Raw genomic sequence first — 24,817 nt, 5'->3', positions numbered from 1 at the left:
CGTTTGACGCGACGCCCCTCACCGTGGAGGTTCGACGCCTGTGAGCACCACGACCACTGACACGAGCCCGCCCCGGGAGCAGTTCACCGGGCAGGTCGGCTTCATCCTGTCCGCGATCGGCTCCGCCGTGGGGCTGGGCAACATCTGGCGGTTCCCCGGGGTCGCGTACGAGAACGGCGGCGGCGCCTTCCTGGTGCCCTACGTGATCGCGCTGCTGACCGCGGGCATCCCGATCCTCTTCCTCGACTACGCCCTGGGCCACCGCTTCCGCGGGGGCCCGCCCACCGTGTTCCGCCGCGTCAAGAAGTGGCTGGAGACCCTGGGCTGGTTCCAGGTGATGATCTGCTTCGTCATCGCGATCTACTACGCGGCGATCATCGGCTGGGCGCTGAGCTTCTTCGTCTACTCCTTCACGCTGAAGTGGGGCGACGACACGGCCGGCTTCTTCACCGGCGACTACCTGCAGCTGTCCGACGTCGCGAACGGCGGGTCGTGGTTCACGCTCGACTTCGTGCCGGCGGTGCTGATCCCGCTGCTGCTGGTGTGGGTCGCGACCATCGCCGTCCTGGTGGGCGGCGTCGCCAAGGGCATCGAGAAGGCGAACGTCATCTTCCTGCCGCTGCTGGTCATCGCGTTCTCCGTCCTGGTGGTGCGCGCGATCTTCCTGGACGGCGCCACCGACGGGCTCAACGCCCTGTTCACGCCCGACTGGTCGGCGCTGGGCGACATGAACGTGTGGATCGCCGCCTACGGCCAGATCTTCTTCTCGCTCTCGGTCGCGTTCGGCATCATGATCACGTACTCGTCGTACCGGAAGCGCCGCGCGAACCTCACGTCGCCGGGTCTCGTGGTGGCGTTCTCCAACTCGGGCTTCGAGATGCTGGCCGGCATCGGCGTGTTCGCCGCCCTCGGCTTCCTCGCGCACGAGCAGGGCGTCGCCGTCGCGGACCTCGAGGGCATCACGGGGCCGATCCTGTCCTTCGTGACGTTCCCCGCCGTGGTCTCGCAGATGCCGGCCGGCCCGCTGTTCGGCGCCCTGTTCTTCGGGTCGCTCGCGATGGCCGGGTTCACGTCGCTCATCTCGATCCTGCAGGTCGTGTCGGCGGGCTTCCAGGAGAAGTTCGGCCTCACGCGCCGGAAGGCGGTGCTGTGGATCGGGGCCGTCGCGGCCGTGCTGTCCGTGGTCGGCTTCTCGACGACGACGGGACTCATCGCCCTGGACACGATCGACAACTGGTCCAACAACGTCGGCATCGTGGCGTCCGCCGTGCTCATGTGCGTGTTCCTCGTCTGGCTGCTGCGCACCAGCCCCGAGCTGCGCTACCACCTCAACGCCGTCTCGACGGTGCAGGTGGGCCGCTGGTGGTACGTGTGCGTCGGCGTGGTCGTGCCGGCGGTGCTCGCGTACATGCTCGTCTCGCGCATCGTCGACCTGGTGCAGAACGGGTACGAGGGCTACGACGAGACGTACCTGCTGTACGCCGGCTGGGGCACGCTGGTGGTGCTCGTCGTCGGGGCCGTCCTGCTGACGCTGCCGCGCTGGCGCCGCAGCCCGGACGACTTCGTCGCCTGGCCGTACTTCCCGCCGGTCACGGCATCGACGACGACGAAGGGAGCGGCCCGATGAACGGCTCCGCGATCCTGCTCATGGTGCTTTCTCTGACCGTCGTGTGGGGCGGGCTCCTGGTGAGCATCCTCGCCCTGCGCGCCCGCCCGGAGCGCGCCGACTTCCCCGAGGGCGGCCTCGGCGACCACCGCGAGGACGACGCCATCACCGAGCGCGACACCTGACACCCACGCGCTACTCGTCCCGGTTCTCGCGGACCTTCTCCACGCCCTCCTTGAGCAGCCAGAGCGGCAGGAGGAACGCGGCGATCATGCCCAGCAGCCACACGACGACCGGTCCGATGATCCAGCCGGCCGCACCGCCGACGTCGAGTCCGTCCGTGAGGAGCACGGCGACGAGCAGCGCGACGAACGTGGACACCAGACCCACGGCACCGGTGAGCATCGGCGCGTTGTTGCGCGCGATCTTGGCGAGGAACGGCGAGATGATCGCCTGTGCCAGCGCGAAGACCACGATGGCGAGGATGAAGCCCAGCGGCTCCGACCAGTTGATGGAGAACGTCTCCAGGTCGAAGGCCGCGAAGATCCACGCCGTGAGCAGCACGCCCACCGCCGCCGCGAGCAGGAAGACCGCCATCCGGAGCAGGAACCTGATCATGCTGGGAGCGTAGGGCCGTGCCGTGCGCCCGGCATGTCGTGGCGGCTCGTCGCCCGTCAGGCGGGGACCGACAGGAGGCCGATCCCCGCCATCACGACGAGCGACCCGAGGATCTTCACGGCCGGCCGCGGCTCCTGGAACAGCCACCATGCCAGCACCGTGCCGATGACGATGCTCGATTCCCGGGCCGGCGCGACGAGCGCCACCGGGGCGGTCTGCATCGCGACCAGCACGAGGATGTAGCCCAGCGGCGACAGCACGGCGACGAGCGCGATCTCCCGCGCGTGCCGGCGGGCCATGGCGCCGGCCTCCGCCCGTCGCCCGCGGTCCCGCAGGACCGGCGTCAGCGTGACCGACTGCCACACCGCGTTGAACGCGAAGTACGCCACGGGGTGCAGGCCCAGCGAGGTGACGGCGAAGGCGTCCCACAGGGTGTAGGCGGCGATCGTCGCGCCGGTGGCGGCGCCCCAGCGGACGCCGGCGAGCCCGCGGGACGGGTCGACGTCCGAGGCGCCGGAGCTCGCGACCACGGCCACGCCGGCGACGACGACGAGCCCGCCGACCACGTGGACGGCGTCCGCGTGCTCGCCGAGCACGAGCAGCGCCACCGCCATGGTCAGCAGCGGGCCGGTGCCCCGGGCCGTGGGGTAGACGATCCCCAGGTCGGCGCGGGCGTAGCCGGTGTTGAGCGCGATGCCGTAGAGGTTGTGCAGCACCCCCGAGACGGCCGCGGCGCCGATCAGGGGACCCAGGTCGGGCCAGCCGTCGCGCGCGAGGACCACGAGGCCGACGGGGAGCCACAGCACCGCCGAGGCCGTGCTGTAGAGCCACACGAACACCCGGGAGCTGCCGACCACCCGTTTGGCGGCGACGTTCCACACCGCGTGCAGCACGGCCGCCGCGAGCACGAGGGCGAGCGCGGTGGAGGACACCGGCCGACCGTACCGGGTGCCCGGGGCGGCGGTCGGAGGCCCCGCGTGGCGAACGGGCACCCGTGGGGGTACGCCGAAGGGAGGCGGCCGCGGCGGCTCCCGACCCGGCTCGGCCACCAGCCGGTTTGGAGGATAATTCCTTGGGCTGCATACTCATGCATCGACCCCTCGCACGATCTTCGGAGCCCACCATGCGCACCCGTCACGCCCTCGCGGCGACCGTCGTCACCTCGGCCGTCGCCGCCCTCGCCCTCACCGGCTGCACCACGGCCTCCCAGGACGCCGGTTCGACGCCGGGCGCGTCCGGCGGGAGCACCGCGGCCGCCGTCGACCTCGACGCCATCCAGAAGGACGACGCCGTCGCCGCGCTCGTCCCCGCGGCGGTCGCCGAGGACGGCAAGCTCAGCATCGGCTCGAACCTCGAGTACGCGCCGGTGGAGTTCGTCGACGCCGACGGGACGACGCCGGTCGGCCTCGACATCGACATCGCCACGGCCCTGGCCAAGACGATGGGCCTGGAGCTCGAGGTGAACAACGCGGGCTTCGACTCGATCATCCCGGCCATCGGCAGCAAGTACGAGGCCGGCTTCTCCGCGTTCTCCGTCACGCCCGAGCGGCTGAAGGAGGTCAACATGGTCGGCTACTTCACCGCGGGCTCCCAGTTCGCGGTCGCGAAGGGCAACCCCGAGGACGTCTCGCCCGACGACCTGTGCGGCGTCACCGTCGGCGTGCAGACGGGCACCATCCAGCAGGACGAGCTCGCCGCCGCCAGCAAGGAGTGCACGGACGGGGGCAAGGACGCCGTCGACGTGCTGCCCTACGACTCGCAGTCCGACGTCACCACCAACCTCGCCGGCGGCAAGCTGCAGGCCATGTACGCCGACTCGCCGATCATCGCCTACGCCGTCGAGCAGACCGGCGGCTCGGTGGAGGCCCTCGGCGAGATCACCGACGCCGCGCCGTACGGCGCCGTCGTCGCGAAGGACGACACCGAGCTCGCGAAGGCGGTCCAGGCCGGGCTGCAGAAGCTCATGGACGACGGCGTGCTCGCCCAGGTCGCCGACGCCTGGGGCTCCGGAGCGGCCGTGCTCGACACGGCCGAGCTGAACCCGGCAGGCTGACCCGCATGGAAGACCGCCCGTCCGGCCAGCTGCCGGAGCCCCTGCACGCCCGGCCGGTACCCCGGCCGGGCAGGTGGGTGTCGGCCGTCGTCGTCCTCGTCCTCGTGGCGATGGCCGTCAACGCGCTCGTCACCAACCCCAACTTCCGCTGGGACACCGTCTGGCTGTACCTGCGCGACGTCGTCGTCGTGCGGGGCGTGGGCTGGACGCTCGTGCTCACGTTCGGCTCGATGGCGCTCGCCATCGTGCTGGCCGTGATGCTGGCGGTGATGCGGCGAAGCGACAACCCGGTGATGCGCGGGGTGTCGTGGTTCTGGATCTGGTTCTTCCGCGGCACCCCGATCTACACGCAGCTCGTGTTCTGGGGCCTGCTGTCGGTGCTGTACCCGCGCCTGTCCCTCGGCATCCCGTTCGGGCCGGAGTTCTGGACCTTCACCACGCAGGACGTCATCACCGCGTTCTGGGCGGCGCTGCTCGGCCTCGCGCTCAACGAGTCCGCCTACCTCGCCGAGATCGTCCGCGCCGGCCTGTCGTCCGTCGACCCGGGTCAGGCCGAGGCGGCCAAGGCGCTGGGCATGAAGGACGGCAAGATCCTGCGCCGCATCGTGCTGCCGCAGGCGATGCGCGTCATCGTGCCCCCCACGGGCAACGAGACCATCTCCATGCTCAAGACGACCTCGCTGGTGCTCGCCGTGCCGTTCACGCTCGAGCTCACCTACGCCACCAACGCGATTGGCAACCGCATCTTCCAGCCCATCCCGCTGCTTATCGTGGCGGCGCTCTGGTACCTGCTCATCACGTCGGTCCTCATGATCGGCCAGCACTACCTGGAGCGGTACTACGGTCGCGGGTTCGACGGCGGCCGCACCGGCGGCGGCCGAGGGCCGCGCGGCGGACGGCGCAAGCCGCGCAAGCAGGACCTCATCGGCGCGTCCGGCACCACCAAGGACGACCCCTTCCTGGAGGTGACCCCATGAGCGGTTCTTCGCCGGTCGAGCCGGTCGAGACCACGCCCGCCGCCCTTCGACAGGCTCAGGAACCGATGGTCCAGGCCCGTGACGTGCACAAGGTGTTCGGCCGCGGCCACGACGCCGTGCACGTGCTCAAGGGCGTCGACCTCGACGTCGCCCGCGGCTCGGTCACCGTCGTGCTGGGGCCGTCGGGCTCCGGCAAGTCCACGCTGCTGCGCTGCGTCAACGAGCTCGAGGAGATCACCGCCGGGTCCATCCACGTGGACGGTGACCTCATGGGCTACCGCCGCGACGACAAGGGCGTGCTGCACCGCCTGCACCCCAAGGTGATCGCGAAGCAGCGCTCGCGCATCGGGATGGTCTTCCAGCGCTTCCACCTGTTCCCGCACAAGACGGCGCTGGAGAACGTCATGGAGGCGCCCGTGCAGGTGCGCGGGCTCACCAAGGGCGAGGCGCGGCGGCGCGCCCTCGAGCTGCTGGACCGGGTGGGGCTCGCCGAGCGGGCCGAGTTCTACCCGGCGCAGCTCTCCGGCGGCCAGCAGCAGCGCGTCGCCATCGCGCGGGCGCTCGCCATGGACCCGGAGCTCATGCTGTTCGACGAGCCCACCTCCGCGCTCGACCCCGAGCTCGTGGGCGAGGTGCTCGCCGTCATGCAGGACCTGGCCCGGTCGGGCATGACGATGATCGTCGTGACGCACGAGATCGGCTTCGCCCGCGAGGTCGCCGACCACGTCGTCTTCATGGACGACGGCACGATCGTCGAGGAGGGGCGCCCCGCCGACGTGCTGGACAACCCGTCCGAGCCGCGGCTGCAGGACTTCCTCGCCCACGTGCTCTGACGGGCCCCCGCGCCGTCAGGCGGCCCGCGCCCCGGTGGGCGGCCCCGGCACGGCCGGGTGCGGCGCGCGGGCCACGGCGACGAGCCAGACGGCGAGGGCGGCCGCCGCGGCGAGCGCCCACCCGCCGACGACCTGGCGGGAGAGGACGCGGCACGCCTGTCGGGCGGCGAGCGCGACCGCCTCGTCCGTCATGTCGAGGCTGTCGTCGAGGAGACCCGCCGCCGCCGACCCCGACATGCACGTGGTCCCGTCGACCACGACGGGGGACAGCACCGACCACCAGCCGACGCCGAGGACGGCGAACGCCAGCACCGTGACGGCGACCAGACCGCCACCGACGTGCCGCCGTCGGCGGACGGCGACGACGATCGTGGTGACGGGCACTGCGACGAGCGCCACCGTCCACACGACGAAGACCGCCACGCCGGCCTGGTCGCTCGTCATCGGGCGCCTCTCGTCGTCGGGCGGGCGTCAGAGCGTCGCGCAGGCGCCGCCCCAGTCGGTGTGGCCGAAGGTGACCTTCTTCCAGATGTGCGCGGAGTAGCCGCCGGCCGTCGTGCGCGTCTTGGAGATCGTGCGGGTGTCCCCGCTCCTCCAGGTGCCGTCGGCGCCGGTGAGCCACGTGGTGCCGGTGGGGCAGCCGTCGGCGCCCGACGAGATCCGGTAGATCCGCAGGAAGCCGGTCACGGAGCCCGACCCGCGGTACTGCCACGACGCGTAGATGCGCCCGCTGCCCTTGGTGAGGCACATGGTGCCCGGCCCGGACGTCGCCTCGCACTGGTTGCCCGAGGGGAGGCTGAGCGTCGAGGTGCCCGACGTCGCCGCCCGCGCGGCCTGGGCCGGGGCGTCGCCGCACTCCTCCAGCAGGTCCACGCGGTGCGTGGCCAGGTCCGCCGGCGCACCCATCGCGCGGTTGTAGTCGGCGTCGACCTCCGCGGAGATCGTGACGTCCTTCAGGATGCAGCCGCGGGCCTTCGCGTCGGCGGCCCAGTCGGTGGCCTCGGCGTCGGCGCGCTCCTGCGCGGCCCACGCCTCCCACTCGCTCGCGGGGCTGCCGGGGGCGGGCACCCCGGGCAGGTTCTCGGTCGCGGGGGCGATCGACGTGTCGTCGGCCGCCTGCGAGCTGGTCGCCGCGCCGAGGACGAGGCCCAGCGCGAGCAGGATGGCGCCCAGACCTGCGGCGGCGTTCCCGTGGACGGTCCTGCCTCGGCTCATGTCACTCCTCATGGGGGCTCCGGCGTGCTGCTGGGGCGTCGTCGTCGACTCCTCGCGGTGACTACGGTGTAGCACCCGGGGGGTTGGCGGCAACTCCTGTGTGAGGACAGAAGGGTTTCATGGTGGAGGATGTTCGCGCCCGCGAGCTGCTGACGCAGATGTGGGTGGAGCAGCACGAGGCGGTCACGAGGTTCGTGGCCCGCCGGGTCGCGCCCGCCCTCGTGGACGACGTCGTCTCCGAGACGTTCCTCGTGGCCTGGCGCCGGCTCGACGCGGTCCCGGAGGACGCCAAGCCGTGGTTGCTGGGCGTCGCCCGGAACGTGCTGGCCACCCACCTGCGCACGCACGGGCGGTGGCGGGCGCTCGGTGTCCGGCTCGAGCGGGAGCCGTTGCCGGGCACGGAGGGCCCCGACGACGTCGCCGCCGACCGGGCCGACCTGCGCCGCGCCTGGGAGATGCTCTCCGACGCCGACCGCGAGGTCATCGCGCTCGTCGCCTGGGACGGCCTCACGACGGTGGAGGGCGCGCGCGTCCTCGGCGTGCGGCCGTCCACCTTCTCCGTCCGCCTGACCCGGGCCCGCAAGCGGCTGCTGGCCTACTCCGGTCTGCCGTCCGAGACGGCCTCCGTGCTCCGCAAGCTCCAGGAGGCGCGATGAAGTCCCCCATGATGCTCGGGATCGCCGCGCTCGACCCGGCACGCGACCTGAAGGCGCCCGGCCGCCCCGACGACGACGCGCTGGCCGCCATCCTGGGCTCGTCGCGTGCAGCCATCCCGATCCGTCGTTCCCCGCGCCGCGCGGTCCTGGCGGGCGCCGCGGCGGCGGCCGTCGTGGCCGTGGCGACGGTCGCGACCGTGACCTCGCTCGGCACGCCGACGGCGTTCGCGGGGTGGAGCGCAGTTCCTACGGTCCTCTCCGACGAGGAGATGACGGCGCGCGCCGCGTCGTGCGAGACGTCCGCGCACACGATCACCGACGGTGCCGACGGCCCGCAGGTCGAGGACGTGCCGATCGGCCCCGTCCTCGCCGAGGAGCGGGGCGAGTACACCTACGTGCTGCTCACCGGCGACGGCGCGGTGGGGGAGTGCCTGGTCGTCGCGCAGGCGTCCGGCGCGACGGAGGTCGTCACGGGCGACACGGTGCTGGGCGCGCCGCCCGCCGCGCCCGGCCCGCGCGACGTGACGACGCTCCAGGCGGGGACGGCCTCGTGGTCGCAGGGCGCCACGGGCGACGGCGCGCTCACCTCCGCGTTCGGGCGCGCCGGGGCCGAGGTCGCCGCCGTCGAGCTGACACTCACCTCCGGCGAGCGTGTCGAGGCCACCGTGCACGACGGCTGGTGGGCGGTCTGGGCGCCGGGGGAGGCGTCGCTGCGCACCACTGCGGAGCTCCGCTTCACCGACGGCGCGACCGCGGACGCGGAGGTCGCGGTCGACCGGTGAGCCGTTACTCGCCGGCCTCGCAGGCGATGCCGTTGCCGTTGGCGTCGAGCGCGCCCCGGTAGGCGGGCTGCCCGTTCTGGATGGGCGCGGCGCCGGCGGCGCGGGCGGCGTTGCAGTCCAGGAAGAACCAGGCCGGGTCCTGCTGCTGTTGCTGCTGCTGTTCCTCCTGCTGCTGCTGCTGTTGCGTCTGCTGGTCCTGGAACGCCTTCTGCTGGCTCGCGAGCTCGGCCTCCTTGGCCTCCGCCGCCTTCTCGCGCTCCTTGAGCGCCTGCTCGCGCTTCTGGACGTCGGCCTTCTGCGCGGCGAGGTCCTCCTGCGCCTGCTGGGCCTCGACCTTCAGCTGCTGGGCCGTGGCCTCCTTGCGGCCGGCGTCCACGAGGTCCTGCGCCGCGTCGGAGCTGCGCATCATCGAGATGGTGACGCCCAGGATGCAGCCGAGCGCGAGGCAGGCGGCGGCGACTCCGGCGATGAGCGGGCCGCCCCGCCCGCCGCGTCCGCGCGCGCCGGAGCGGGTCCGGGTGCCGGTGGTCTCGGCGGCCGCGTCGGCGGCGAGGCGCTCCGCGCGGCGGCCGCTGCTGGTGCGGATGCGGTCGCCGACGGTGCGCAGCGCCGCCGAGACGGTCGACACCGCGCCGCGGTCGTCGGCCTGGGCAAGGTGGCCGCCCGCGGGTCCGGGGGCCGGGATCGCGGCCGGCGGCGGGGGCGGGGGCGTGGTGACGGTCGCGACGGGCGCGCCGAACGTGGCCGTCGGCGCGGACGGGGGCAGCGGCGGCATGGCCGTGACGGTGGTCGCGGCCGCCGGGGCGGGGGCCACGGCCGCCGCCCGGACGGGCGCCATCACCGTCGTCGCCTCGACCGGCGACTCCGGCCGGGCCCGTCGCGGGGCGGTCGTGTCGTCGACCCAGTAGTCCCAGCCCTGCGGCGCCGGCGGCCACGCAGGGTCGGGTACCCACCCCGCGTCGGGCCGGAAGCCCGGGGGTACCTGCCACCCCGGGGGCGGGTTGAAACGCACAGCCATGACACTCCTCCGTCGTCGAGCGGCACCCACTATGGCGGAAACCGGTCGATCCGGTCCATGTCCGTCCTGCCCCCGGACGGGGCCGGACGCCGTGACGTGCTCCCCGGGGCGGGGGTCAGGAGCCCGGCAGGTGCTTGCGGTAGTGCGCGACGACGATGCCCGTGGACACCGCGCCGAGCCCCACGAGGACGGCGAAGAGCTGCGACGTCGTGAACGGCGGGGTGATGGCCGCCATGATCGCGGGCGTGAGGAACCCGGCGTAGGCGACGGCGTAGAAGACGCCCGTGAGGCCGGCGAGATGGCGCGGGCCGGCGATGCGCTGCACCTCGAGCAGCCCCGACGACAGGCCGATCCCCATGCCCGCGCCGCCCACGACGGCGGCGCCCACGCCCCACCAGAGGGAGCCCGTCGCGACGACCAGCCCGACGCAGGCCACCGCGAGGGTCAGCGCCCCGGCGGCGACGGCCAGCCCGCGTGCGGAGTCGACGGCGTCGAGCCGCTTGGCGGCGGGCTGCACCACGGCGGCCACCCCGAGCGCGACCACGGTGAGCAGCGTCGCGTACGCCACGCCGAGGCCCTGCGTCTGCTCGCGCAGCAGCACGGGGGCGTAACCGTAGGTGAGCGCCGCGACCACGAAGATCCACGGCGCGACGACTGCGACGACACGCGTGAACCGGCGGTGGCCCGCGGGCGGCACCTGCAGCCCGCGCCACCAGGGCCCGGTCGCGCCGCCGAGCGCGCGCGTCTCCGGCGTCCGCAGCACGACCAGGAGGAACGGCGCCGTCACGACCAGGTGCACGGCGAACGGCAGCACCTCCGGCCACGGCCCCCACTGTGCGAGCGCGCCCGCGACGAGGGCGCCGAGACCGGACCCGAGGGTGAACGCCAGGGACGCGCGCCGCGCCCCGGACCCGGCGTCCGCCTCCCGGTCGTAGGGGATCTGCGAGAGCTCCTTGATCCAGCTCGTCCCGACCGACGTCGCCGTCCCCACGGTGATCCCCGCGAGCAGCCGTCCCACGTAGATGGGCACGGGGCCGAGGACGCCGAGCGCCAGCACCGCGCTGGCGGCCATGCCGCACACCGTCCCGACGAGCATCACGGGACGGCGCCCGTACCGGTCGGACAGCGTCCCGGCGACGAGCAGCGCGGGCGCGAGGCCGAGCACGTAGACGCCGAGGAACGCGTTGACCGTCGCGTCGCCGTAGCCCTGCACCTGCTCGTACATGAGCAGCACCGGGGTGAACTGGTTGCCGGCCCACGACGAGACGAACAGCGCCGCGAATGCGCCGAGCCAGGGGCGCCTCACAGGATGCCCCGGTGGCGCCGGACGTGCTCGTGCACGAGGTCGCACAGGGCGTCCGCGTCGCCGTCCTCGACGGCGGCGAGCATCGCCTCGTGGTCGGCCAGGGACGAGGCGACCTGCTCGGCCCCGACGTGCAGCAGCTGGGCGCGCAGCCGGTGCTGCTTGTCGCGCAGCAGGTCGTAGAGCTGGACGGCGGTCTGGTTGCGCGCCGCCGCCACGAGCAGGGCGTGGAACTCGCCGTCCGCCCGGACGAAGGCGTCGACGTCGCCGGCCGCGGCCGCCGCCCGCTGCGCCTCGACGTTGGCGTGCAGCGGGCCGAGGACGGCGGTCGCCGGGGCGCCGTGCGCCAGCGCCCGCCGGGCGGTGGACAGCTCGATGGCCTCGCGCATCTCGAGCACGTCGCGCGCCTCGTCGGGTGCCATGGGCAGGACGGCGGCGCCGCGGCGGGGCGCGACGGCGAGCAGCCGCTCGGCGTCGAGGCGCAGGAACGCCTCGTGCACGGGGGTGCGGCTGATGCCGAGCTCCGCCGCGACGTCGCCCTCCGACAGGAGCCGGCCGCCGGGGACCTCGCCCGAGAGGATCTTCGCCTTGGTGTGCTGGTACGCGCGCTCGGCGGCGCTGAGGGGCGGCGCGGAGGAGGCGGAGGGCTCTGTCACCCGAGGCAACCTACGCTTGCATCCAACTTGCATGCAAGACGACGGAAGACGGGCCCGCTGGTGGAGCCTGTCGAAACCCAGGGCCGTGCTTTCGACAGGCTCGACCACCGGAGAGCGTGTCGGTCGCCGCTGGTAGACCGGGGGCATGTTCCTCCTCGACGCACCCGGCACCGCCTCCCAGCCCATGGGCGAGCCCGCGGTGGTGCACTCCGTGAGCGACCTGGTCGTCGCCGCCGAGTGCGAGTTCCGGCTCCTGCGCAGGCTCGACGAGCTGCTCGGCCGCGTGCCGCGCCGGGAGCGCGCGGCCGACGCCATGCTCGAGCGCACCGCCGCGCTGGGCGACGCGCACGAGCGCCGGGTGCTGGACGAGTACGTGGCCCGCTTCGGACGGTCCACCGGCGGGCCGGGCGGCGTGGTCGAGGTCGAGCCCGCGGCGCGGCCCGCCCGGGAGGCGCTGGAGGCGGCGCACGGCGCGACCCTGGCGGCGATCGAGGCGGGCGCCGACGTCGTGGCGCAGGCCTCCTTCTTCGACGGCGAGCTCCACGGGCGCGCCGACTTCCTCGTGCGCGACCCGCTCGGGGACCCCGACGTCGGCCCCGGCCGCCCCGGCGGGCACGCGGGCCCCGCGCTGCCGCGGTACGCGGTGCTCGACACCAAGCTCGCCCGCCGGGCCAAGGTCACGGCGCTGCTCCAGCTCGCGGCGTACGCGGACCAGCTCGCCGCCGCGCACGTCGACCCGACGGACGCCGTGCACCTGGTGCTCGGCACGCGTGTCACCAGCTCCCACAGGCTCGCGGAGCTGCTGCCCGTGCTCCAGCAGCGCCGCGCCCGGCTCCGGGAGGTCGTCGCCGCCCACCGGGCCGACGACGGCTCGCTCGCGTGGGGCGACGAGCGGTTCACCGCCTGCGGTCGGTGCGAGTCGTGCGCCGAGCAGGCGGCGGCCCACCGCGACGTGCTGCTGGTGGGCGGGGTGTACGAGGCCCAGCGCGCGCGCCTGGTCGCGGGCGGCATCACGACGATCGACGCGCTCGCGGCCGCCGAGGAGCCGCCGCAGGGGATGCCCGCCCGGAGCTTCGAGCGGGTGCGCGAGCAGGCGCGGCTGCAGCTCGGCACCAGCGCCGGCGACGGCGAGGTCGCCTACGACGACCACGGCGAGCCCGCCGTCATCCGCTGGTCGCTGCCCGACACGTCGGCCGTGCACCGGCTGCCGCCGCCCAGCCCCGGCGACGTCTTCTTCGACTTCGAGGGCGACCCGCTGTGGTCCGACCCGCAGGGGGAGCAGTGGGGCCAGCAGACCGGGCTGGACTACCTCTTCGGCTTGGTCGAGCGGCCCGACGCCGCGGGGGAGGCGCCGCCGTTCCGGGCTTTCTGGGCCCACGACCTGGCGCAGGAGCGGCAGGCGCTGATCGACTTCGTGGACTACCTCGCCGAGCGCCGACGGCGGTACCCGGACCTGCACGTCTACCACTACGCGTCGTACGAGCGGGTGCACCTGCTGTCCATCGCCGCCCGCCACGGGGTCTACGAGGAGGAGGTGGACCAGCTGTTGCGCGACGGCGTGCTGGTGGACCTCTACGCCGTCGTGCGGTCGTCGCTGCGGATCTCGGACCGCTCGAAGTCGATCAAGAAGCTCGAGCCGCTCTACATGGGCGACGAGCTGCGCTCGGGTGTCACCACCGCGGCGGCGTCCATCGTCGCGTACGCCGAGTACACGGCCCTGCGCGACGGCGGGCGCACCGACGAGGCGGACGCACTGCTGCGCGACATCGCGGACTACAACCGGTACGACTGCCTCTCCACCCTGCGACTGCTCGACTGGCTCCGCGGCGCGGCCGACGTCGTCGATGCCCGCGCGTCGACGGTCGAGCCGGTCGAGGCCCGGTTCCGACAAGCTCGACCGTCGGGTCCGTCGGTCGAGCCTGTCGAGACCACCCCCGCCGAGGAGACGCCCCGGCAGGCGGCGGCCCGCGAGGCCCGTGAGCGGCGGCTGGCGCTGGAGGCCGAGGTCCGCGAGCGGGTCGGCGAGGACCGCGGCTCCCGCGACGACGAGGCCCAGGCGCTCGCGATGATCGGCGCATCTCTCGGGTACTGGCGCCGCGAGAGCAAGCCGTTCTGGCACGAGCACTACTCGCGGCTCGAGCTGCCGACGGACGAGTGGCAGGGCCGCCGCAACACGTTCCACGTGGAACGTGCGTCGGTGCTCCAGGACTGGGCCGTGGAGGACGGGCGTCGCGCACCGGCACGCGTGCTGGAGCTGGTCGGGCGGCTGTCCGAGGGCTCCGAGCTCGCCGTCGGGGCCGTGCCGTTCGTCCTCTACGACGACCCTGCGCCCGACGCGGTGACCGTGCCCGCGAATGCGGTGCGCGGCTTCCACGGCGGCGCGACGATCGTCGACGCGGTGCGCCGGGAGACGGAGACGGGCGAGCGGGACGTGCTGCTGCTGCGTGAGCAGGTGCGTGTCGGCGCGGAGACCTTCGCCGACCTGCCGATGGCTCTCACCCCGTCCAGCGGGCCGCGCGCGGACCCGCAGGAGCAGGCGCTCGAGGAGGTGGCGCGGCAGGCGCTGGCGGCCTGGGACGCCGACCGCGCGCTGCCGGACGGCCCCGCCGCCGACCTGCTGCGCCGACGGCCCCCGCGCCTGGCCGACGGGGGCCCGCTGCCCGACGTCGTCGGCGACGACTTCACCGCCGCGGTCCTGGCGGCGACGCGCGACCTCGACCGCTCGTACCTCGCGGTGCAGGGGCCGCCCGGCACCGGCAAGACCCACGTCGGCTCGCACGTCATCGCCGAGCTGGTGGCCGAGGGGTGGCGCGTCGGCGTCGTCGCGCAGTCGCACGCCGCGGTCGAGAACATGCTGCGCGCCGTCGTCGAGAAGGCGGGGGTCCCCGCCGACCGGGTCGCCAGGAAGAAGCAGGCCGACGCCCCGTCGCCCACCGCCCTGTGCGCGGAGCTGTCGGGAGACGACCTGGCCGAGTTCTCGCGCCGCGGCCCCGGCGTCGTCGGCGGCACGGCCTGGGACTTCGCCCACCCGGGACGGTGGCCCGAGGAGGACCTCGACCTGCTGGTGGTGGACGAGGCGGGGCAGTTCTCGCTCGCCGCCACCGTCGCGGTGGCGCGGTCGGCGCGGCGCCTGCTGCTGCTCGGCGACCCGCAGCAGCTGCCGCAGGTCAGCCGGGGCCGGCATCCCGAGCCGGTGGACCGGTCGGCGCTCGGCTGGCTCGCGGACGGCCGCGACGTGCTGCCGCCGGGGCTGGGCTACTTCCTGGCGCGGTCGTGGCGCATGCATCCCGCCCTGTGCGAGGCGGTGTCGCAGCTCGCGTACGAGGGGCGGCTGCAGGCCCACGACACCGCCGCCGGGCGGCGGCTCGAAGGCGTGGCTCCCGGGGTGCACCACGTGCCCGTGCGCCACCAGGGGCGCGGGGTCGCCTCGCCCGAGGAGGCGCAGGAGGTGGTGCGGCAGGCGTCCGACGTCGTCGGCCGGGCGTGGACGCCGGGGGCCGGGCACACCCCGCGGCCGCTCGAGCCGGGCGACGTCGTCGTGCTCGCCGCCTACAACGCCCAGGTGTGGGCCGTGCGCCGCGCGCTCGATGCCGCCGGCCTGGGCGGCGTGCGCGTGGGCACCGTCGACCGGTTCCAGGGCACCGAAGCGCCCGTCGCGATCGTCACCCTGGCTGCGTCGTCGCCGCACGACGTGCCGCGCGGCACCGGCTTCCTGCTCTCCCGGCACCGGATCAACGTGGCGGTCTCACGTGGGCAGTGGTGCGCGATCGTCGTACGGTCGCCGGAGCTGACCGACTATCTGCCGCACACGCCCGAAGGGCTGGGTCGGCTCGGGGCGTTCCTCGGGCTGTGCGAGCGGGCGGCCGGCGGTACCGACCTGGCGTGAGGCGGGCGCCGGCCGAGGCCGCGCGTCGTCAGGTGGTGGCGGGGGAGAGCTTCCGCTCGAGGAAGAGCGTGGCGGCGCCGATGGCCCCGACGTCGTCCCCGAAGGTCGACGAGGCCACGGAGACCTCGTGCGAGCCGCCCCGTGAGCGCCGTGCACCCCGCGCCACCTGGGGTGTGGCGTGCTCGGCCAGATACCCCCAGTAGGGGCCGCCGATGACGACGCGGTGCGGATCGTGGATGCTGATCAGCGTGCGCGCGGCCTCACCCAGTGCCGTCCCATACTCCTCGATCAGGCGCCGGGCGACGTCGTCGCCGCCGCGCGCCCGCTGCTGCACCAGGTCGAGTGCCGTCGTCGTGCGGGCGTGCGACTCCACCGGCACACCGGCCCGCCGCACCTTCTCCAGGAAGCGGTCCATGTCCGTGTAGAGCATGAGGCACGACATGCGGCCGCAGGCGCACCTGGTGTCGTCCATGCCCGTCGGGAGATGGCCGATCTCTCCCGCCTGGACGGTGCTGCCGCGGTGGATGGTGCCGTCGCCCGCCACGGCCGATCCCACGCCGGCGCCGACGTACAGGTAGAGGACCGTCTCCTGCGCGGCGAACCGGCCCGGCCAGCACTCGGCCGTGAGCGCGGCGTTGGTGTCCTTGTCGAGGACGGCGGGCAGCCCCGTCCGTTCCCGGATCAGATCGAGCAGCGGCACGCCACGCCACCCGGGCAGCCACGGGGGATCGAGCATCCTTCCGTGCGCGGCGTCGATGCCCCCGGGCACCGCGACGCCGATCCCCTGGATCCCGCTGTGCACCTGCTCGTCCTGCCCGTCCGGCACGGCGGCACCGAGCTCGTGGAGCATCTCGTCCAGGGCCGCACCGATGCGCTCCACGTCGGCGGCCGGGTCTTGGCAGGGCGGCGCGAGGAACCGCTTCAGGATCGGGCGGGCGAGCATGTCGACCACGGTGACCGTGATGTGCGCGGGGTCCAGATGGGCCCCGGCGGCGAGCATCGCGCGGGGTTCGACCCGCATCGACAGCGCGGGCTTGCCGGGTCGGTTCGTGTGCACCGGTGCCGCACGAACCAGCCCGCGCTCGATCAGCCGCCGTGTGATCTGCGAGACCGCCTGGCGCGAGAGGCCGCAGCGTTCCATCAGGCTCGACTGGTCGACCCCCTCCGGAGACACCCGGATCGCCCGCAGCACGACGAGCTCGTTCCGAGCCCCCACCTGCGGCATCGTCGTCGCACGCATCGCTCTCCTTCCGCCGGCCCCATCATGCCTCTTTGAATATATCCATTGGTGTGAGTAATGTTCGCCGCGTCGGACACAGTGGTCCACGTCACCCTCTCGGTGCTGCGGTCCGCGTCCATGACACGACGGACGACGTTCCGTCGCCGTACCGAAGGGAGAGCGATGACTGCGACCGGACTGACGGCCAGGGCCCCCTCTGGGGCAGCACCACCAGACGAGGTGGAGAAGGACGCGACCGCCAGTCCACCGCAGCGCCGCCGTCATCGGCTCTCGCGGTCGGACCGGCGCGACCTGGCCCTCGGGCTGAAGTACATCTCGCCCTGGCTCATCGGGATCCTGGTCTTCGTCGTCTACCCGGTCGGCTACTCGATCTACCTCAGCTTCACCCGCTACTCCGGCATGGGTGCCCCGACCTGGGTGGGGGTGGGGAACTACGTCACCGCGTTCGCCGACCCGCTGGTCGGCAAGGCGGCGGGGAACACGCTGTTCTTCGCCCTCATCGCCGTGCCGCTCGGGCTCGTCGTCGCGCTCACGCTCGCGCTCGCGATGAACCAGAACGTCCGCGAGGTCGCGTGGTACCGCACGATCTTCTACGCCCCGTCGTTGATCCCCGCGTTCGCGATGTCGTTCATCTTCATCGTGTTCCTGAACCCGCAGTTCGGGGCGTTCAACCAGGTGCTGAACCTCTTCGGCGAGTCCAACGTGAACCTGTTGGGCGACCCGACCGGGGTCAAGATCGCCATCATCCTGATGGCCCAGCTCGGCGCGGGGAACGCGGCCCTGATCTTCCTCGCCGGGCTGCGCAACGTCCCCAGGACCGTCTACGAGGCGGCGCGCGTGGACGGCGCCGGCCCGATGCGCCAGTTCCTGTCGATCACGCTGCCGCTGCTCACCCCGGTGCTCCTGTTCAACCTGATCACCGGCGTCTCCGGCGCCCTCCAGGTCTTCACCGAGGCGTACATCGTCACCAACGGCACCGGCGACCCCGACGCGGGCGCGCTGTTCTACATGATGTACCTCTACAAGAACGCCTTCGGATTCGCGGAGCTCGGATATGCCTCCGCCCTGGCGGTGCTGCTGTTCCTGGCCGGCCTCGCCATGGCCCTGCTGATCTTCTGGTGCTCGCGCCGGTTCGTGAACTACGACGTGGAGGCCTCCTGATGAGCACGACGGTCCGTACGGAATCTCCCAGGAGGCAGGCCCCTTCCCGTTCCGCGGACGCCGATCAGCTGAACCGGCGGGCCGACGGGACGCGCCGCCCGTGGTACTCCACGCTGATCGCGCGCACGGTGATGGTGGTGCTGTCGGTCCTCTTCCTGCTGCCGCTGTACTGGATGATCATCTCGTCGCTGAAGTCGGACGAGGAGCTCGCGAAGTTCCCGCCGACGTTCATCCCCGAGTCCTGGCAGTTCAGCAACTTCGTCGACGCCGTGACGGCGATGCCGTTCCTGCACTTCTTCATGAACTCCGCGATCATCACGATCTCGGTCGTGCTCTTCTCGGTGATCTCGAACTTCATCGTCGCGTACGGCTTCGCCTGCCTGAAGTGGCCGGGTCGGGACCTCATGTTCTACCTGGTGATCGCGACGCTCTTCCTGCCGTTCCCGGTGACGCTCATCCCCATGTTCGACATGTGGGCCCGTCTCGGGCTCGTCAACACCATGTTCCCGCTGATCATCCCGGCGATGTTCGGCTCGGCGTTCTACGTGTTCCTGCTGCGGCAGTTCCTCCTGCAGATCCCCAAGGACATGCTCGACGCGGCCCGGATCGACGGCGCCCGGGAGTGGACCATCCTGTGGCGCCTGGTGTTCCCCACGGCCAAGCCCGCGCTGACGACCGTCGCCATCTTCGCGGCCGTCGCGTCGTGGAACGACTTCATGGGCCCGCTGATCTATCTGCAGGACGAGAGCGTGCAGACCCTCGCGATCGGCCTGCAGTCGTTCCGCTCCGTGCACGCGCAGGACGTCTCGTTCAACCAGCTGATGGCGGCGTCGTTCCTGGTCATCCTCCCCTTGCTGGTCCTCTTCTTCGTGTTCCAGCGCTACTTCATCCGGGGCATCACCATCGGAGGCTTCAAGTGATCACACGCCGCACCTTCTTGAGCGCCGCCGCGGCGTCCGCCGCCGCCCTCTCCCTCGGGGCGTGCGCGCCCCGCGCGTCCTCGAGCGACGCCGTCATCCGCTACTGGGGGATGGGCGCCGCTGACGCGGACAAGGACCTCAAGGTCATCGGGGCCTTCAACGCCACGAAGGCCGGCTCCGGCATCACGCTCGACGTCAACCAGGTGCCCAGCAACGGCGTCGCGGACATGAGCCAGATCATCACCGCCGTCCGTGGCGGCACCGCCCCGGACGTCTGGCAGATGGACCGGTTCAACGCCGTCCAGAACGCCTCCATCGGGCTGCTCGAGCCGATCGGCGGCCTCATCGAGAAGTACGAGGACAGCTCCGTCGACGAGTTCACCCGGCAGTGGGTGCAGTTCGCCGTCGACGAGCTCACGTACGACGGGCAGCTGTACGGGCTGCCGATCAACACGGACGCCCGCGGGATCATGTACAACGAGAACCTCCTGCGCCAGGCGGGCATCGACCTCGACATGTTCGACCCGGAGCAGCACGTGCTCACCTGGGACGAGATCCGCGAGGTCAGCCGCAAGCTCACCACGACCGACTCCCGCGGCAACTTCGAGACCCTGGGGTTCGTCCCCTGGGACGGCGAGGGCTGGCCGTACACCTGGGCCTTCGGGCTCGGCGCGCAGCTCTACTCGAACGAGACCGCGGCGGTCACGCTGGACTCCCCGCAGTGGCGGTCCGTGTTCGAGCTGTACGCGGACTGGGCCGAGGAGTTCCCCTACGCCAAGGCCGACGCCTTCTTCGCGACGTACCAGCCGCCGAACTCCCCGCCCAGCCAGACCGCCGTCTTCAGCGAGCGGCTGGCGATGGCCACCACCGGCCCGTTCTCCATCCGCAGCAACGAGAAGTACGCCCCGAAGCTGCCGCTGAAGTTCACCTGGCTGCCGGTCGGCGCGGAGGGCGACGACACCTACTCGTGGTCCGGCGGCGCCTCCCTGGTGGTGCCGAAGGGCGCCAAGATGACGCGCAACCTCTGGGAGTTCATGAAGTTCTACACGGGGTACGAGGGCCAGAGCATCCTGCAGCCGCTGCTCGGCGACCTGCCGACCAACCTGAAGACCATCCAGGCCGGTCACTACAACCCCAAGGCCGAGCTGTTCCGGCAGATGCTGCCGACCTCGACGTCGCGGCCGCCGCTGCCCGTGGGCTCCGTGGCCTGGGACACGCTCCAGCGCTCCCGGAGCTCGGTGATCATCGGCTCGGCGACGCCGGAGCAGGTCATCGCCAACAACCAGCTGAGCGTCGCCCCCAAGATGGCGCTCTTCGAGGGGTACCAGATGCCCGCGACGTACGGGCAGAACAGCGTGATCCCGAGCTGATCCGCACCCGACACACCCACTGAAGGAGCAGAACCTGATGACCACACCCCTGCGGATCGCCGTGCTCAGCGCATGGCACGTGCACGCCGAGGAGTACGGGCGTGCCGCCGTCGACCACCCCGACACCGAGCTCGTCGCGGTCTGGGACGACGACGCCGAGCGGGGCCGCGAGCTCGCCGCGCGGCTCGGCGTCGAGGCGACCACCGACCTCGACGCGCTGCTGGCGCGCGAGGACCTCGACGGCGTGACCGTCACCGCCGCCACCAGCGACCACCTCGAGGTGATCGGCAAGGCCGTCGCCGCCGGCAAGCACGTCTTCACCGAGAAGCTGCTCGCCCCGACCGTCGCGGAGTGCGACAAGCTCATCGACGCCGCCCGGGACGCGGGCGTGCGGCTGACCGTCTCCCTGCCGCGGCTCACGCACGGCTACACGCTGGCCCTGCGCGAGATCCTCGACGCCGGGACCCTCGGCCGGCTCACCTACTCGCGCGTCCGGCTGGCCCACGACGGCTCCACCCGCGACTGGCTGCCCGCACGGTTCTACGACGCCTCCGAGGCGCTCGGCGGCGCCTTCTCCGACCTCGGGGCGCACCCCGTCTACCTCACCCAGCTGATCCTGGGCGACGAGTTCACGTCCGTGCGCCCGACGTACACCGACCAGACCGGTCGCGGCGTCGAGGACAACGCCTCGGTCACCGTCGCCACGCCCGACGGCGCGATCGGCGTCGTCGAGACCGGCTTCGTCACGCCGGCGAGCCCGTTCTCGATCGAGGTCCACGGCACCGAGGGCTCCGTGCTGTACGGCTTCGAGACCGACGACGCGGGCGGCGCCGTGATGCGCCTGACCACCGGCGCAGGCTCGTCCCGCGTGGACCTGCCCGCCGACCAGCCGATCCTCTTCGCCCAGTGGGCGGACTCGATCCGGGCGGGCGTCGCCCTCGAGGACACCCTCCCGCGGGCCAGGTCGCTGACCGCTCTCGTCGACGCCGCGAACGCGGCCGCGCAGCGCTGACCCGGCCCACTCCCCACCACAGAACGGAGCCCACCATGACCGTGACACCTCCCGTCCGCATCGGCCTGATCGGCGCCGGCGGCATCGCGGGCGCGCACCTCGCCGGCTACGCCACGATCCCCGACCGCGTGCAGGTCACCGCGATCGCCGACGCGGTGCCCGAGACCCTCGCCCGGCGCGCCGAGGAGACCGGTGCCCGCGCCTACGCCGACTTCACCGACCTGGTGAACGACCCGGAGGTCGACGCCGTCGACATCTGCCTGCCGCACCACCTGCACAAGACGGCGATCGTCGCCGCCGCGAAGGCGGGCAAGCACATCCTCTGCGAGAAGCCCCTGTGCCTGACCGCCGACGAGGCGGCCGAGGTGCGCGCCGCCGTCGAGGCCGCCGGCGTCACCCTGATGTGCGCGCACAACCAGCTGTTCATGCCCGCCGTGGCCCGGGCCAAGGAGATCCTCGACTCCGGCGTGCTCGGCGACGTGTACGAGGTGCGCACCACGGACTCGTTCCACAACGACTTCGACCCCGAGAACATGGGCTGGCGCGCCCACGCCGCGACCAGCGGCGGCGGCGAGTTCATCGACACCGGCTACCACCCGACCTACCTGCTGATGCACCTCGCGGGCGCGCGCCCCGTCAAGGCGTTCGCGATGATGTCGACCCACCGCCTGACGTTCATGGAGGGCGAGGACTCCGCCCAGGTGCTCGTGCGCTTCGACAACGGCAGCGTCGGTCAGCTGGTCACGTCGTGGGCCTACGACGCCGCGCCCGGCACCGACCGGTTCAGCGTCGTCGGCGAGAAGGGGTCGCTCAGCTCGGACGGCACGACGCTGCGGGTCAAGCTGCGGGGCCAGGACGAGCAGGTCTTCGAGCACGAGGCCGTCAACACCTTCGCGGCCGAGATCGCGGACTTCGTCGACTGCCTCGAGACCGGCCGCCGGCCGTTGAACACCGAGGCCGAGGGGATCTCCGTGCTCGGCATCATCCTCGCCGCGTACGAGAGCGCGCGCACCGGTGAGGCGGTCGACGTTCTCGGCGTCTGACGACGCCGCTGCCCGTGCCCGGCGCGGGGCACGAGAGACCTCCGGGTCGGGCGGGTGCGTCGAGCACCCGCCCGACCCGGAGGTCTCTCGCTAGGTCACCGACCGATGGCGCTGTGTCGCCAGCCGCGGTCGGCGGACGGCGCCAGGATCCTTAGAACCCGCCGAAGTCGCCGCCGCCGAAGTCGCCACCGAAGTCACCGAAACCGCCCGCGTCGCCCCCGGTGTCGCTGCCGTACCCCGGGTCGGCGCCCGCCGCCTCGGTGTACCCGGCGTCCCCGCCGGCGTCGGCGCCCGGCTCTCCGCCGGCGTCCCCGCCGTCGGCCCCGGCCTCGGAGCCGGCGTCGGAACCGCCGTCGCCGGCGAAGTCCTGCGACGGGTCGCCGAACGCGGGGCCGAAGATGGCGTTCGCGACGGCGGAGCCGATGACGACGCCCGCCACGGTGCCGAGCATGCTCCCCCCGACCATCGACCCGAAGCCCGGGCCCCGTGCCCCGGAGCCGTACCCGCCCTGGCCGCGGAACGACTGCTCCAGGGTGCCGGGGTTGCGCATCTCGGCGCGGGTGGCCATGCGGGCGAGGGACTGCGGGTCGTCGGAGGTCGCGCGCTCGGACGCGGGCAGCCCGGAGCCGAGGTCGTCGAGCACGCGGCGCCGCTGCTCAGGCGTCAGCCGGGCGAAGGCCTCGGCGTGCGCCTGCTCGACGGCGTCCGGCGGGGCGGTGCGCAGCAGGTAGCGGTATCGCTCGACCGCGACGTCGTCGGGGTCGCGGTGCGCCGCCGGGACGCCCGCGCGGCCAGCGGGCTGCTGGTCGGGGTGCGGCGCGTAGCCGTGCTTGCCGGGCGCCTCACCGGCGCGCGTGCGCCCGCCGTCGGGCCGCCCGGGCACACCGTGGTAGGAGCGCTCGTCGGGTGTTCTGCCGAGGAGTCGGTCGAGGAATCCCATGACGGTCCAACGATCGCCGGGGAGCCCGCGTTCCCGAGAAAGGCGACGGCCCGCACCCCGACGAACGGGGTGCGGGCCGTGCTGCTCACGCGACCGGCGTCAGCCGGCCGTGCGGTGAGATCAGAGCGGGCGGACGTTCTCCGCCTGCGGGCCCTTCGGGCCCTGCGTCACGTCGAACTCGACGCGCTGCTCCTCGTCCAGGGACCGGTAGCCCTGGGACTGGATGGCGGAGAAGTGGACGAACACGTCGGCCGAGCCGTCCTCGGGGGCGATGAAGCCGTAGCCCTTCTCGCTGTTGAACCACTTCACGGTTCCGGTGGCCATGCTTGCTCCTTCAAGAGGTGTCGACGACCTCGACCGTCGAGATCGCGCATCACGGTGAATCGTCGTCAACTCTTGAAACCAAGGTCCGCCGGGTGACCGCGCCGTTCCTTCCGGCGCGACCGCCGTGGCGCAGACGGAGGACCGTCCGGTACGAGCGAGGCACTGCAACGGGCACAACGGTACGCGAGCGCGACCACGCGCACCAGTGTTCATGCCCGCCCTGTCCACAGGCTGGTCAGGGCGGTGGGCGTGCCGGTGGGCAGGACCGATAGAAAGGAACCATGACCACCACTCCCGTCCCTTCCTTGTCCCTGCCCGGCGGCGTCGAGATCCCCCAGGTCGGGCTCGGCGTCTTCCAGGTGCCCGACGACGGCACGCAGGCCAACGTCGAGCAGGCGCTCGAGCTCGGCTACCGGCACGTCGACACGGCCGCGGCCTACTACAACGAGGCGGGCGTCGGCGCCGCGCTGCGCGCGTCCGGCCTGCCCCGCGAGGACGTCTTCGTGACCACCAAGCTGCGCAACGGCGACCAGGGGTTCGAGCAGGCGCTGCGCGCCTTCGACGACTCACGCCGCGCGCTCGGCGTCGACCAGGTGGACCTGTACCTGATCCACTGGCCGGTGCCGGGCAAGGACCTGTACGTCGAGACGTGGCGCGCGTTCGAGAAGCTGCTCGCCGAGGGGGCCGTGCGGGCCATCGGCGTGTCGAACTTCCTGGTGGAGCACCTCGACCGGCTCGTCGCGGAGACCGACGTCGTGCCCGCCGTGAACCAGATGGAGGTGCACCCCACCTTCCAGCAGGTGGAGGTGCAGCAGCGCTGCCGCGAGCTCGGCATCGCCGTCGAGGCCTACTCGCCGCTCGGCCGCGGGGGCGACCTCGACGCGCCGGCCGTGGTCGCGGCGGCGGTCGACCTGGGCGTCACCCCGGCACAGGTCGTGCTGCGCTGGGCCCTGCAGCAGGGTCGCGTCGTCATCCCCAAGTCGCTGTCCGCCGAGCGGCAGGCCAGCAACCTGGACGTCTTCTCCTTCGCGCTGTCGCCCCAGCAGGTGGCGTCGATCGACGCCCTCGAAGCAGGGGTCGAGGGGCGCACGGGGGCCGATCCGGCCACCGCTTCCTTCACGCAGTTCCGGGACTGACGGGGGCCGCCGGAGGCCCGAGTGTGACGCAGGTAACAGGTTCGTCACGATCTGCCGGGAGTGACCCG

24 protein-coding genes are annotated in these 24,817 nt (G+C 72.8%); 14 read left to right on the top strand and 10 right to left on the bottom strand.

Annotated features, from left to right (window positions below; translation table 11 throughout):
• Positions 1-40: 40 nt before the first annotated feature.
• The gene (locus B5Y66_RS21155; RefSeq protein ID WP_079576591.1) at positions 41-1,627 is read left to right on the top strand and encodes a sodium-dependent transporter; all 1,587 of its coding nucleotides are present in this window, start codon (positions 41-43) and stop codon (positions 1,625-1,627) included.
• On the top strand, positions 1,624-1,791 hold the full coding sequence (locus tag B5Y66_RS21150; RefSeq protein WP_079576590.1) for a methionine/alanine import family NSS transporter small subunit: 168 nt from the start codon (positions 1,624-1,626) through the stop codon (positions 1,789-1,791). Before B5Y66_RS21155 ends, B5Y66_RS21150 begins: the two co-directional genes overlap by 4 nt.
• Positions 1,792-1,801: 10 nt before the next feature.
• On the opposite strand, the gene B5Y66_RS21145 is transcribed toward B5Y66_RS21150, so the two are convergent.
• Positions 1,802-2,224, bottom strand: a complete 423-nt coding sequence (locus B5Y66_RS21145) for a phage holin family protein (protein ID WP_079576589.1) — start codon at positions 2,222-2,224, stop codon at positions 1,802-1,804.
• A 56-nt stretch (positions 2,225-2,280) separates the two neighbouring features.
• Complete coding sequence (locus B5Y66_RS21140) at positions 2,281-3,156, bottom strand: EamA family transporter (RefSeq protein ID WP_079576588.1); 876 nt, start codon at positions 3,154-3,156, stop codon at positions 2,281-2,283.
• Positions 3,157-3,347: 191 nt separating this feature from the next.
• On the opposite strand from B5Y66_RS21140, the gene B5Y66_RS21135 reads away from it, so the two are divergent.
• From B5Y66_RS21135 to B5Y66_RS21125, 3 genes are read left to right on the top strand one after another with little or no spacing between them, the layout of a single operon-like run.
• Positions 3,348-4,277 carry an ABC transporter substrate-binding protein gene (locus B5Y66_RS21135; protein WP_079576587.1) on the top strand — a complete coding sequence of 310 codons (930 nt, stop codon included), beginning with the start codon at positions 3,348-3,350 and terminating at the stop codon, positions 4,275-4,277.
• 5 nt (positions 4,278-4,282) lie between these two features.
• Entirely contained in the window at positions 4,283-5,254 is a 972-nt protein-coding gene (locus tag B5Y66_RS21130) for an amino acid ABC transporter permease (RefSeq protein ID WP_079576586.1), read from the top strand.
• A complete protein-coding gene (locus tag B5Y66_RS21125) occupies positions 5,251-6,087 on the top strand; it encodes an amino acid ABC transporter ATP-binding protein (protein WP_079576585.1) in 837 nt (278 codons plus the stop codon). Before B5Y66_RS21130 ends, B5Y66_RS21125 begins: the two co-directional genes overlap by 4 nt.
• Positions 6,088-6,102: 15 nt before the next feature.
• On the opposite strand, the gene B5Y66_RS21120 is transcribed toward B5Y66_RS21125, so the two are convergent.
• Together B5Y66_RS21120 and B5Y66_RS22630 are read right to left on the bottom strand one after the other, a co-directional pair.
• Positions 6,103-6,531, bottom strand: a complete 429-nt coding sequence (locus B5Y66_RS21120; protein ID WP_079576584.1) for a hypothetical protein — start codon at positions 6,529-6,531, stop codon at positions 6,103-6,105.
• Between the two features lie 27 nt (positions 6,532-6,558).
• A complete protein-coding gene (locus B5Y66_RS22630; protein WP_079576583.1) occupies positions 6,559-7,302 on the bottom strand; it encodes a hypothetical protein in 744 nt (247 codons plus the stop codon).
• A gap of 119 nt (positions 7,303-7,421) precedes the next feature.
• On the opposite strand from B5Y66_RS22630, the gene B5Y66_RS21110 reads away from it, so the two are divergent.
• On the top strand, positions 7,422-7,958 hold the full coding sequence (locus B5Y66_RS21110) for an RNA polymerase sigma factor (protein WP_079576582.1): 537 nt from the start codon (positions 7,422-7,424) through the stop codon (positions 7,956-7,958).
• On the top strand, positions 7,955-8,740 hold the full coding sequence (locus tag B5Y66_RS21105) for a hypothetical protein (RefSeq protein ID WP_079576581.1): 786 nt from the start codon (positions 7,955-7,957) through the stop codon (positions 8,738-8,740). Before B5Y66_RS21110 ends, B5Y66_RS21105 begins: the two co-directional genes overlap by 4 nt.
• Before the next feature lie 4 nt (positions 8,741-8,744).
• Here B5Y66_RS21105 and B5Y66_RS21100 read toward each other — a convergent pair whose 3' ends face one another.
• From B5Y66_RS21100 to B5Y66_RS21090, 3 genes are all read right to left on the bottom strand, one after another.
• A complete protein-coding gene (locus B5Y66_RS21100; RefSeq protein ID WP_079576580.1) occupies positions 8,745-9,758 on the bottom strand; it encodes an excalibur calcium-binding domain-containing protein in 1,014 nt (337 codons plus the stop codon).
• 115 nt (positions 9,759-9,873) lie between these two features.
• Positions 9,874-11,064: an MFS transporter gene (locus tag B5Y66_RS21095; protein ID WP_217700866.1), complete on the bottom strand. Its 1,191-nt coding sequence runs from the start codon at positions 11,062-11,064 to the stop codon at positions 9,874-9,876.
• Positions 11,061-11,717: a GntR family transcriptional regulator gene (locus tag B5Y66_RS21090; protein WP_176168953.1), complete on the bottom strand. Its 657-nt coding sequence runs from the start codon at positions 11,715-11,717 to the stop codon at positions 11,061-11,063. The genes B5Y66_RS21095 and B5Y66_RS21090 overlap by 4 nt, the downstream gene beginning before the upstream one ends.
• A 145-nt stretch (positions 11,718-11,862) precedes the next feature.
• Here B5Y66_RS21090 and B5Y66_RS21085 point away from each other — a divergent pair, with 145 nt between their 5' ends.
• A complete protein-coding gene (locus B5Y66_RS21085) occupies positions 11,863-15,603 on the top strand; it encodes a TM0106 family RecB-like putative nuclease (RefSeq protein WP_079576577.1) in 3,741 nt (1,246 codons plus the stop codon).
• A 28-nt stretch (positions 15,604-15,631) separates the two neighbouring features.
• On the opposite strand, the gene B5Y66_RS21080 is transcribed toward B5Y66_RS21085, so the two are convergent.
• Positions 15,632-16,843: an ROK family transcriptional regulator gene (locus B5Y66_RS21080; RefSeq protein WP_079576576.1), complete on the bottom strand. Its 1,212-nt coding sequence runs from the start codon at positions 16,841-16,843 to the stop codon at positions 15,632-15,634.
• 162 nt (positions 16,844-17,005) lie between these two features.
• On the opposite strand from B5Y66_RS21080, the gene B5Y66_RS21075 reads away from it, so the two are divergent.
• Genes B5Y66_RS21075 through B5Y66_RS21055 form a run of 5 tightly spaced genes read left to right on the top strand, consistent with a single transcriptional unit; the run spans position 17,006 to position 22,349 of the window.
• Positions 17,006-18,004, top strand: a complete 999-nt coding sequence (locus tag B5Y66_RS21075) for a carbohydrate ABC transporter permease (protein WP_079576575.1) — start codon at positions 17,006-17,008, stop codon at positions 18,002-18,004.
• Positions 18,004-18,924, top strand: coding sequence for a carbohydrate ABC transporter permease (locus B5Y66_RS21070; protein WP_079576574.1), 921 nt, complete (start codon positions 18,004-18,006; stop codon positions 18,922-18,924). The genes B5Y66_RS21075 and B5Y66_RS21070 overlap by 1 nt, the downstream gene beginning before the upstream one ends.
• Positions 18,921-20,294 (top strand): extracellular solute-binding protein, encoded by a 1,374-nt coding sequence (locus B5Y66_RS21065; protein WP_079576573.1) that lies wholly within the window; start codon positions 18,921-18,923, stop codon positions 20,292-20,294. Before B5Y66_RS21070 ends, B5Y66_RS21065 begins: the two co-directional genes overlap by 4 nt.
• Positions 20,295-20,331: 37 nt before the next feature.
• Positions 20,332-21,306 carry a Gfo/Idh/MocA family protein gene (locus B5Y66_RS21060; RefSeq protein WP_079576572.1) on the top strand — a complete coding sequence of 325 codons (975 nt, stop codon included), beginning with the start codon at positions 20,332-20,334 and terminating at the stop codon, positions 21,304-21,306.
• 35 nt (positions 21,307-21,341) lie between these two features.
• Positions 21,342-22,349 (top strand): Gfo/Idh/MocA family protein, encoded by a 1,008-nt coding sequence (locus B5Y66_RS21055; RefSeq protein WP_079576571.1) that lies wholly within the window; start codon positions 21,342-21,344, stop codon positions 22,347-22,349.
• Positions 22,350-22,500: 151 nt separating this feature from the next.
• On the opposite strand, the gene B5Y66_RS21050 is transcribed toward B5Y66_RS21055, so the two are convergent.
• A complete protein-coding gene (locus B5Y66_RS21050) occupies positions 22,501-23,289 on the bottom strand; it encodes a hypothetical protein (protein WP_079576570.1) in 789 nt (262 codons plus the stop codon).
• 120 nt (positions 23,290-23,409) lie between these two features.
• Positions 23,410-23,613 carry a transcription antiterminator/RNA stability regulator CspE gene (gene cspE, locus B5Y66_RS21045; protein ID WP_079576569.1) on the bottom strand — a complete coding sequence of 68 codons (204 nt, stop codon included), beginning with the start codon at positions 23,611-23,613 and terminating at the stop codon, positions 23,410-23,412.
• A 281-nt stretch (positions 23,614-23,894) separates the two neighbouring features.
• Between cspE and B5Y66_RS21040 the strand changes: the two genes are divergently transcribed.
• Positions 23,895-24,749, top strand: coding sequence for an aldo/keto reductase (locus tag B5Y66_RS21040; protein WP_079576568.1), 855 nt, complete (start codon positions 23,895-23,897; stop codon positions 24,747-24,749).
• The last annotated feature ends 68 nt before the right edge of the window (positions 24,750-24,817 follow it).

This window comes from Krasilnikoviella flava, assembly GCF_900167525.1.
GTDB classification, from domain to species: Bacteria; Actinomycetota; Actinomycetes; order Actinomycetales; family Cellulomonadaceae; genus Isoptericola; species Isoptericola flavus.
Note: the sequence above shows the minus strand (reverse complement) of the source record. Positions and strands in the feature narration are given on the sequence as shown.

Coding starts and splice junctions, on each gene's coding strand:
- B5Y66_RS21130 (WP_079576586.1), top strand. CDS start 4,283: ATGGAAGACCGCCCGTCCGGCCAGCTGCCGGAGCCCCTGCACGCCCGG.
- B5Y66_RS21125 (WP_079576585.1), top strand. CDS start 5,251: ATGAGCGGTTCTTCGCCGGTCGAGCCGGTCGAGACCACGCCCGCCGCC.
- B5Y66_RS21145 (WP_079576589.1), bottom strand. CDS start 2,224: ATGATCAGGTTCCTGCTCCGGATGGCGGTCTTCCTGCTCGCGGCGGCG.
- B5Y66_RS21075 (WP_079576575.1), top strand. CDS start 17,006: ATGACTGCGACCGGACTGACGGCCAGGGCCCCCTCTGGGGCAGCACCA.
- B5Y66_RS21100 (WP_079576580.1), bottom strand. CDS start 9,758: ATGGCTGTGCGTTTCAACCCGCCCCCGGGGTGGCAGGTACCCCCGGGC.
- B5Y66_RS21135 (WP_079576587.1), top strand. CDS start 3,348: ATGCGCACCCGTCACGCCCTCGCGGCGACCGTCGTCACCTCGGCCGTC.
- B5Y66_RS21150 (WP_079576590.1), top strand. CDS start 1,624: ATGAACGGCTCCGCGATCCTGCTCATGGTGCTTTCTCTGACCGTCGTG.
- B5Y66_RS21050 (WP_079576570.1), bottom strand. CDS start 23,289: ATGGGATTCCTCGACCGACTCCTCGGCAGAACACCCGACGAGCGCTCC.
- B5Y66_RS21105 (WP_079576581.1), top strand. CDS start 7,955: ATGAAGTCCCCCATGATGCTCGGGATCGCCGCGCTCGACCCGGCACGC.
- B5Y66_RS21080 (WP_079576576.1), bottom strand. CDS start 16,843: ATGCGTGCGACGACGATGCCGCAGGTGGGGGCTCGGAACGAGCTCGTC.
- B5Y66_RS21060 (WP_079576572.1), top strand. CDS start 20,332: ATGACCACACCCCTGCGGATCGCCGTGCTCAGCGCATGGCACGTGCAC.
- B5Y66_RS21085 (WP_079576577.1), top strand. CDS start 11,863: ATGTTCCTCCTCGACGCACCCGGCACCGCCTCCCAGCCCATGGGCGAG.
- B5Y66_RS22630 (WP_079576583.1), bottom strand. CDS start 7,302: ATGAGCCGAGGCAGGACCGTCCACGGGAACGCCGCCGCAGGTCTGGGC.
- B5Y66_RS21055 (WP_079576571.1), top strand. CDS start 21,342: ATGACCGTGACACCTCCCGTCCGCATCGGCCTGATCGGCGCCGGCGGC.
- B5Y66_RS21070 (WP_079576574.1), top strand. CDS start 18,004: ATGAGCACGACGGTCCGTACGGAATCTCCCAGGAGGCAGGCCCCTTCC.
- B5Y66_RS21120 (WP_079576584.1), bottom strand. CDS start 6,531: ATGACGAGCGACCAGGCCGGCGTGGCGGTCTTCGTCGTGTGGACGGTG.
- B5Y66_RS21110 (WP_079576582.1), top strand. CDS start 7,422: ATGGTGGAGGATGTTCGCGCCCGCGAGCTGCTGACGCAGATGTGGGTG.
- B5Y66_RS21040 (WP_079576568.1), top strand. CDS start 23,895: ATGACCACCACTCCCGTCCCTTCCTTGTCCCTGCCCGGCGGCGTCGAG.
- cspE (WP_079576569.1), bottom strand. CDS start 23,613: ATGGCCACCGGAACCGTGAAGTGGTTCAACAGCGAGAAGGGCTACGGC.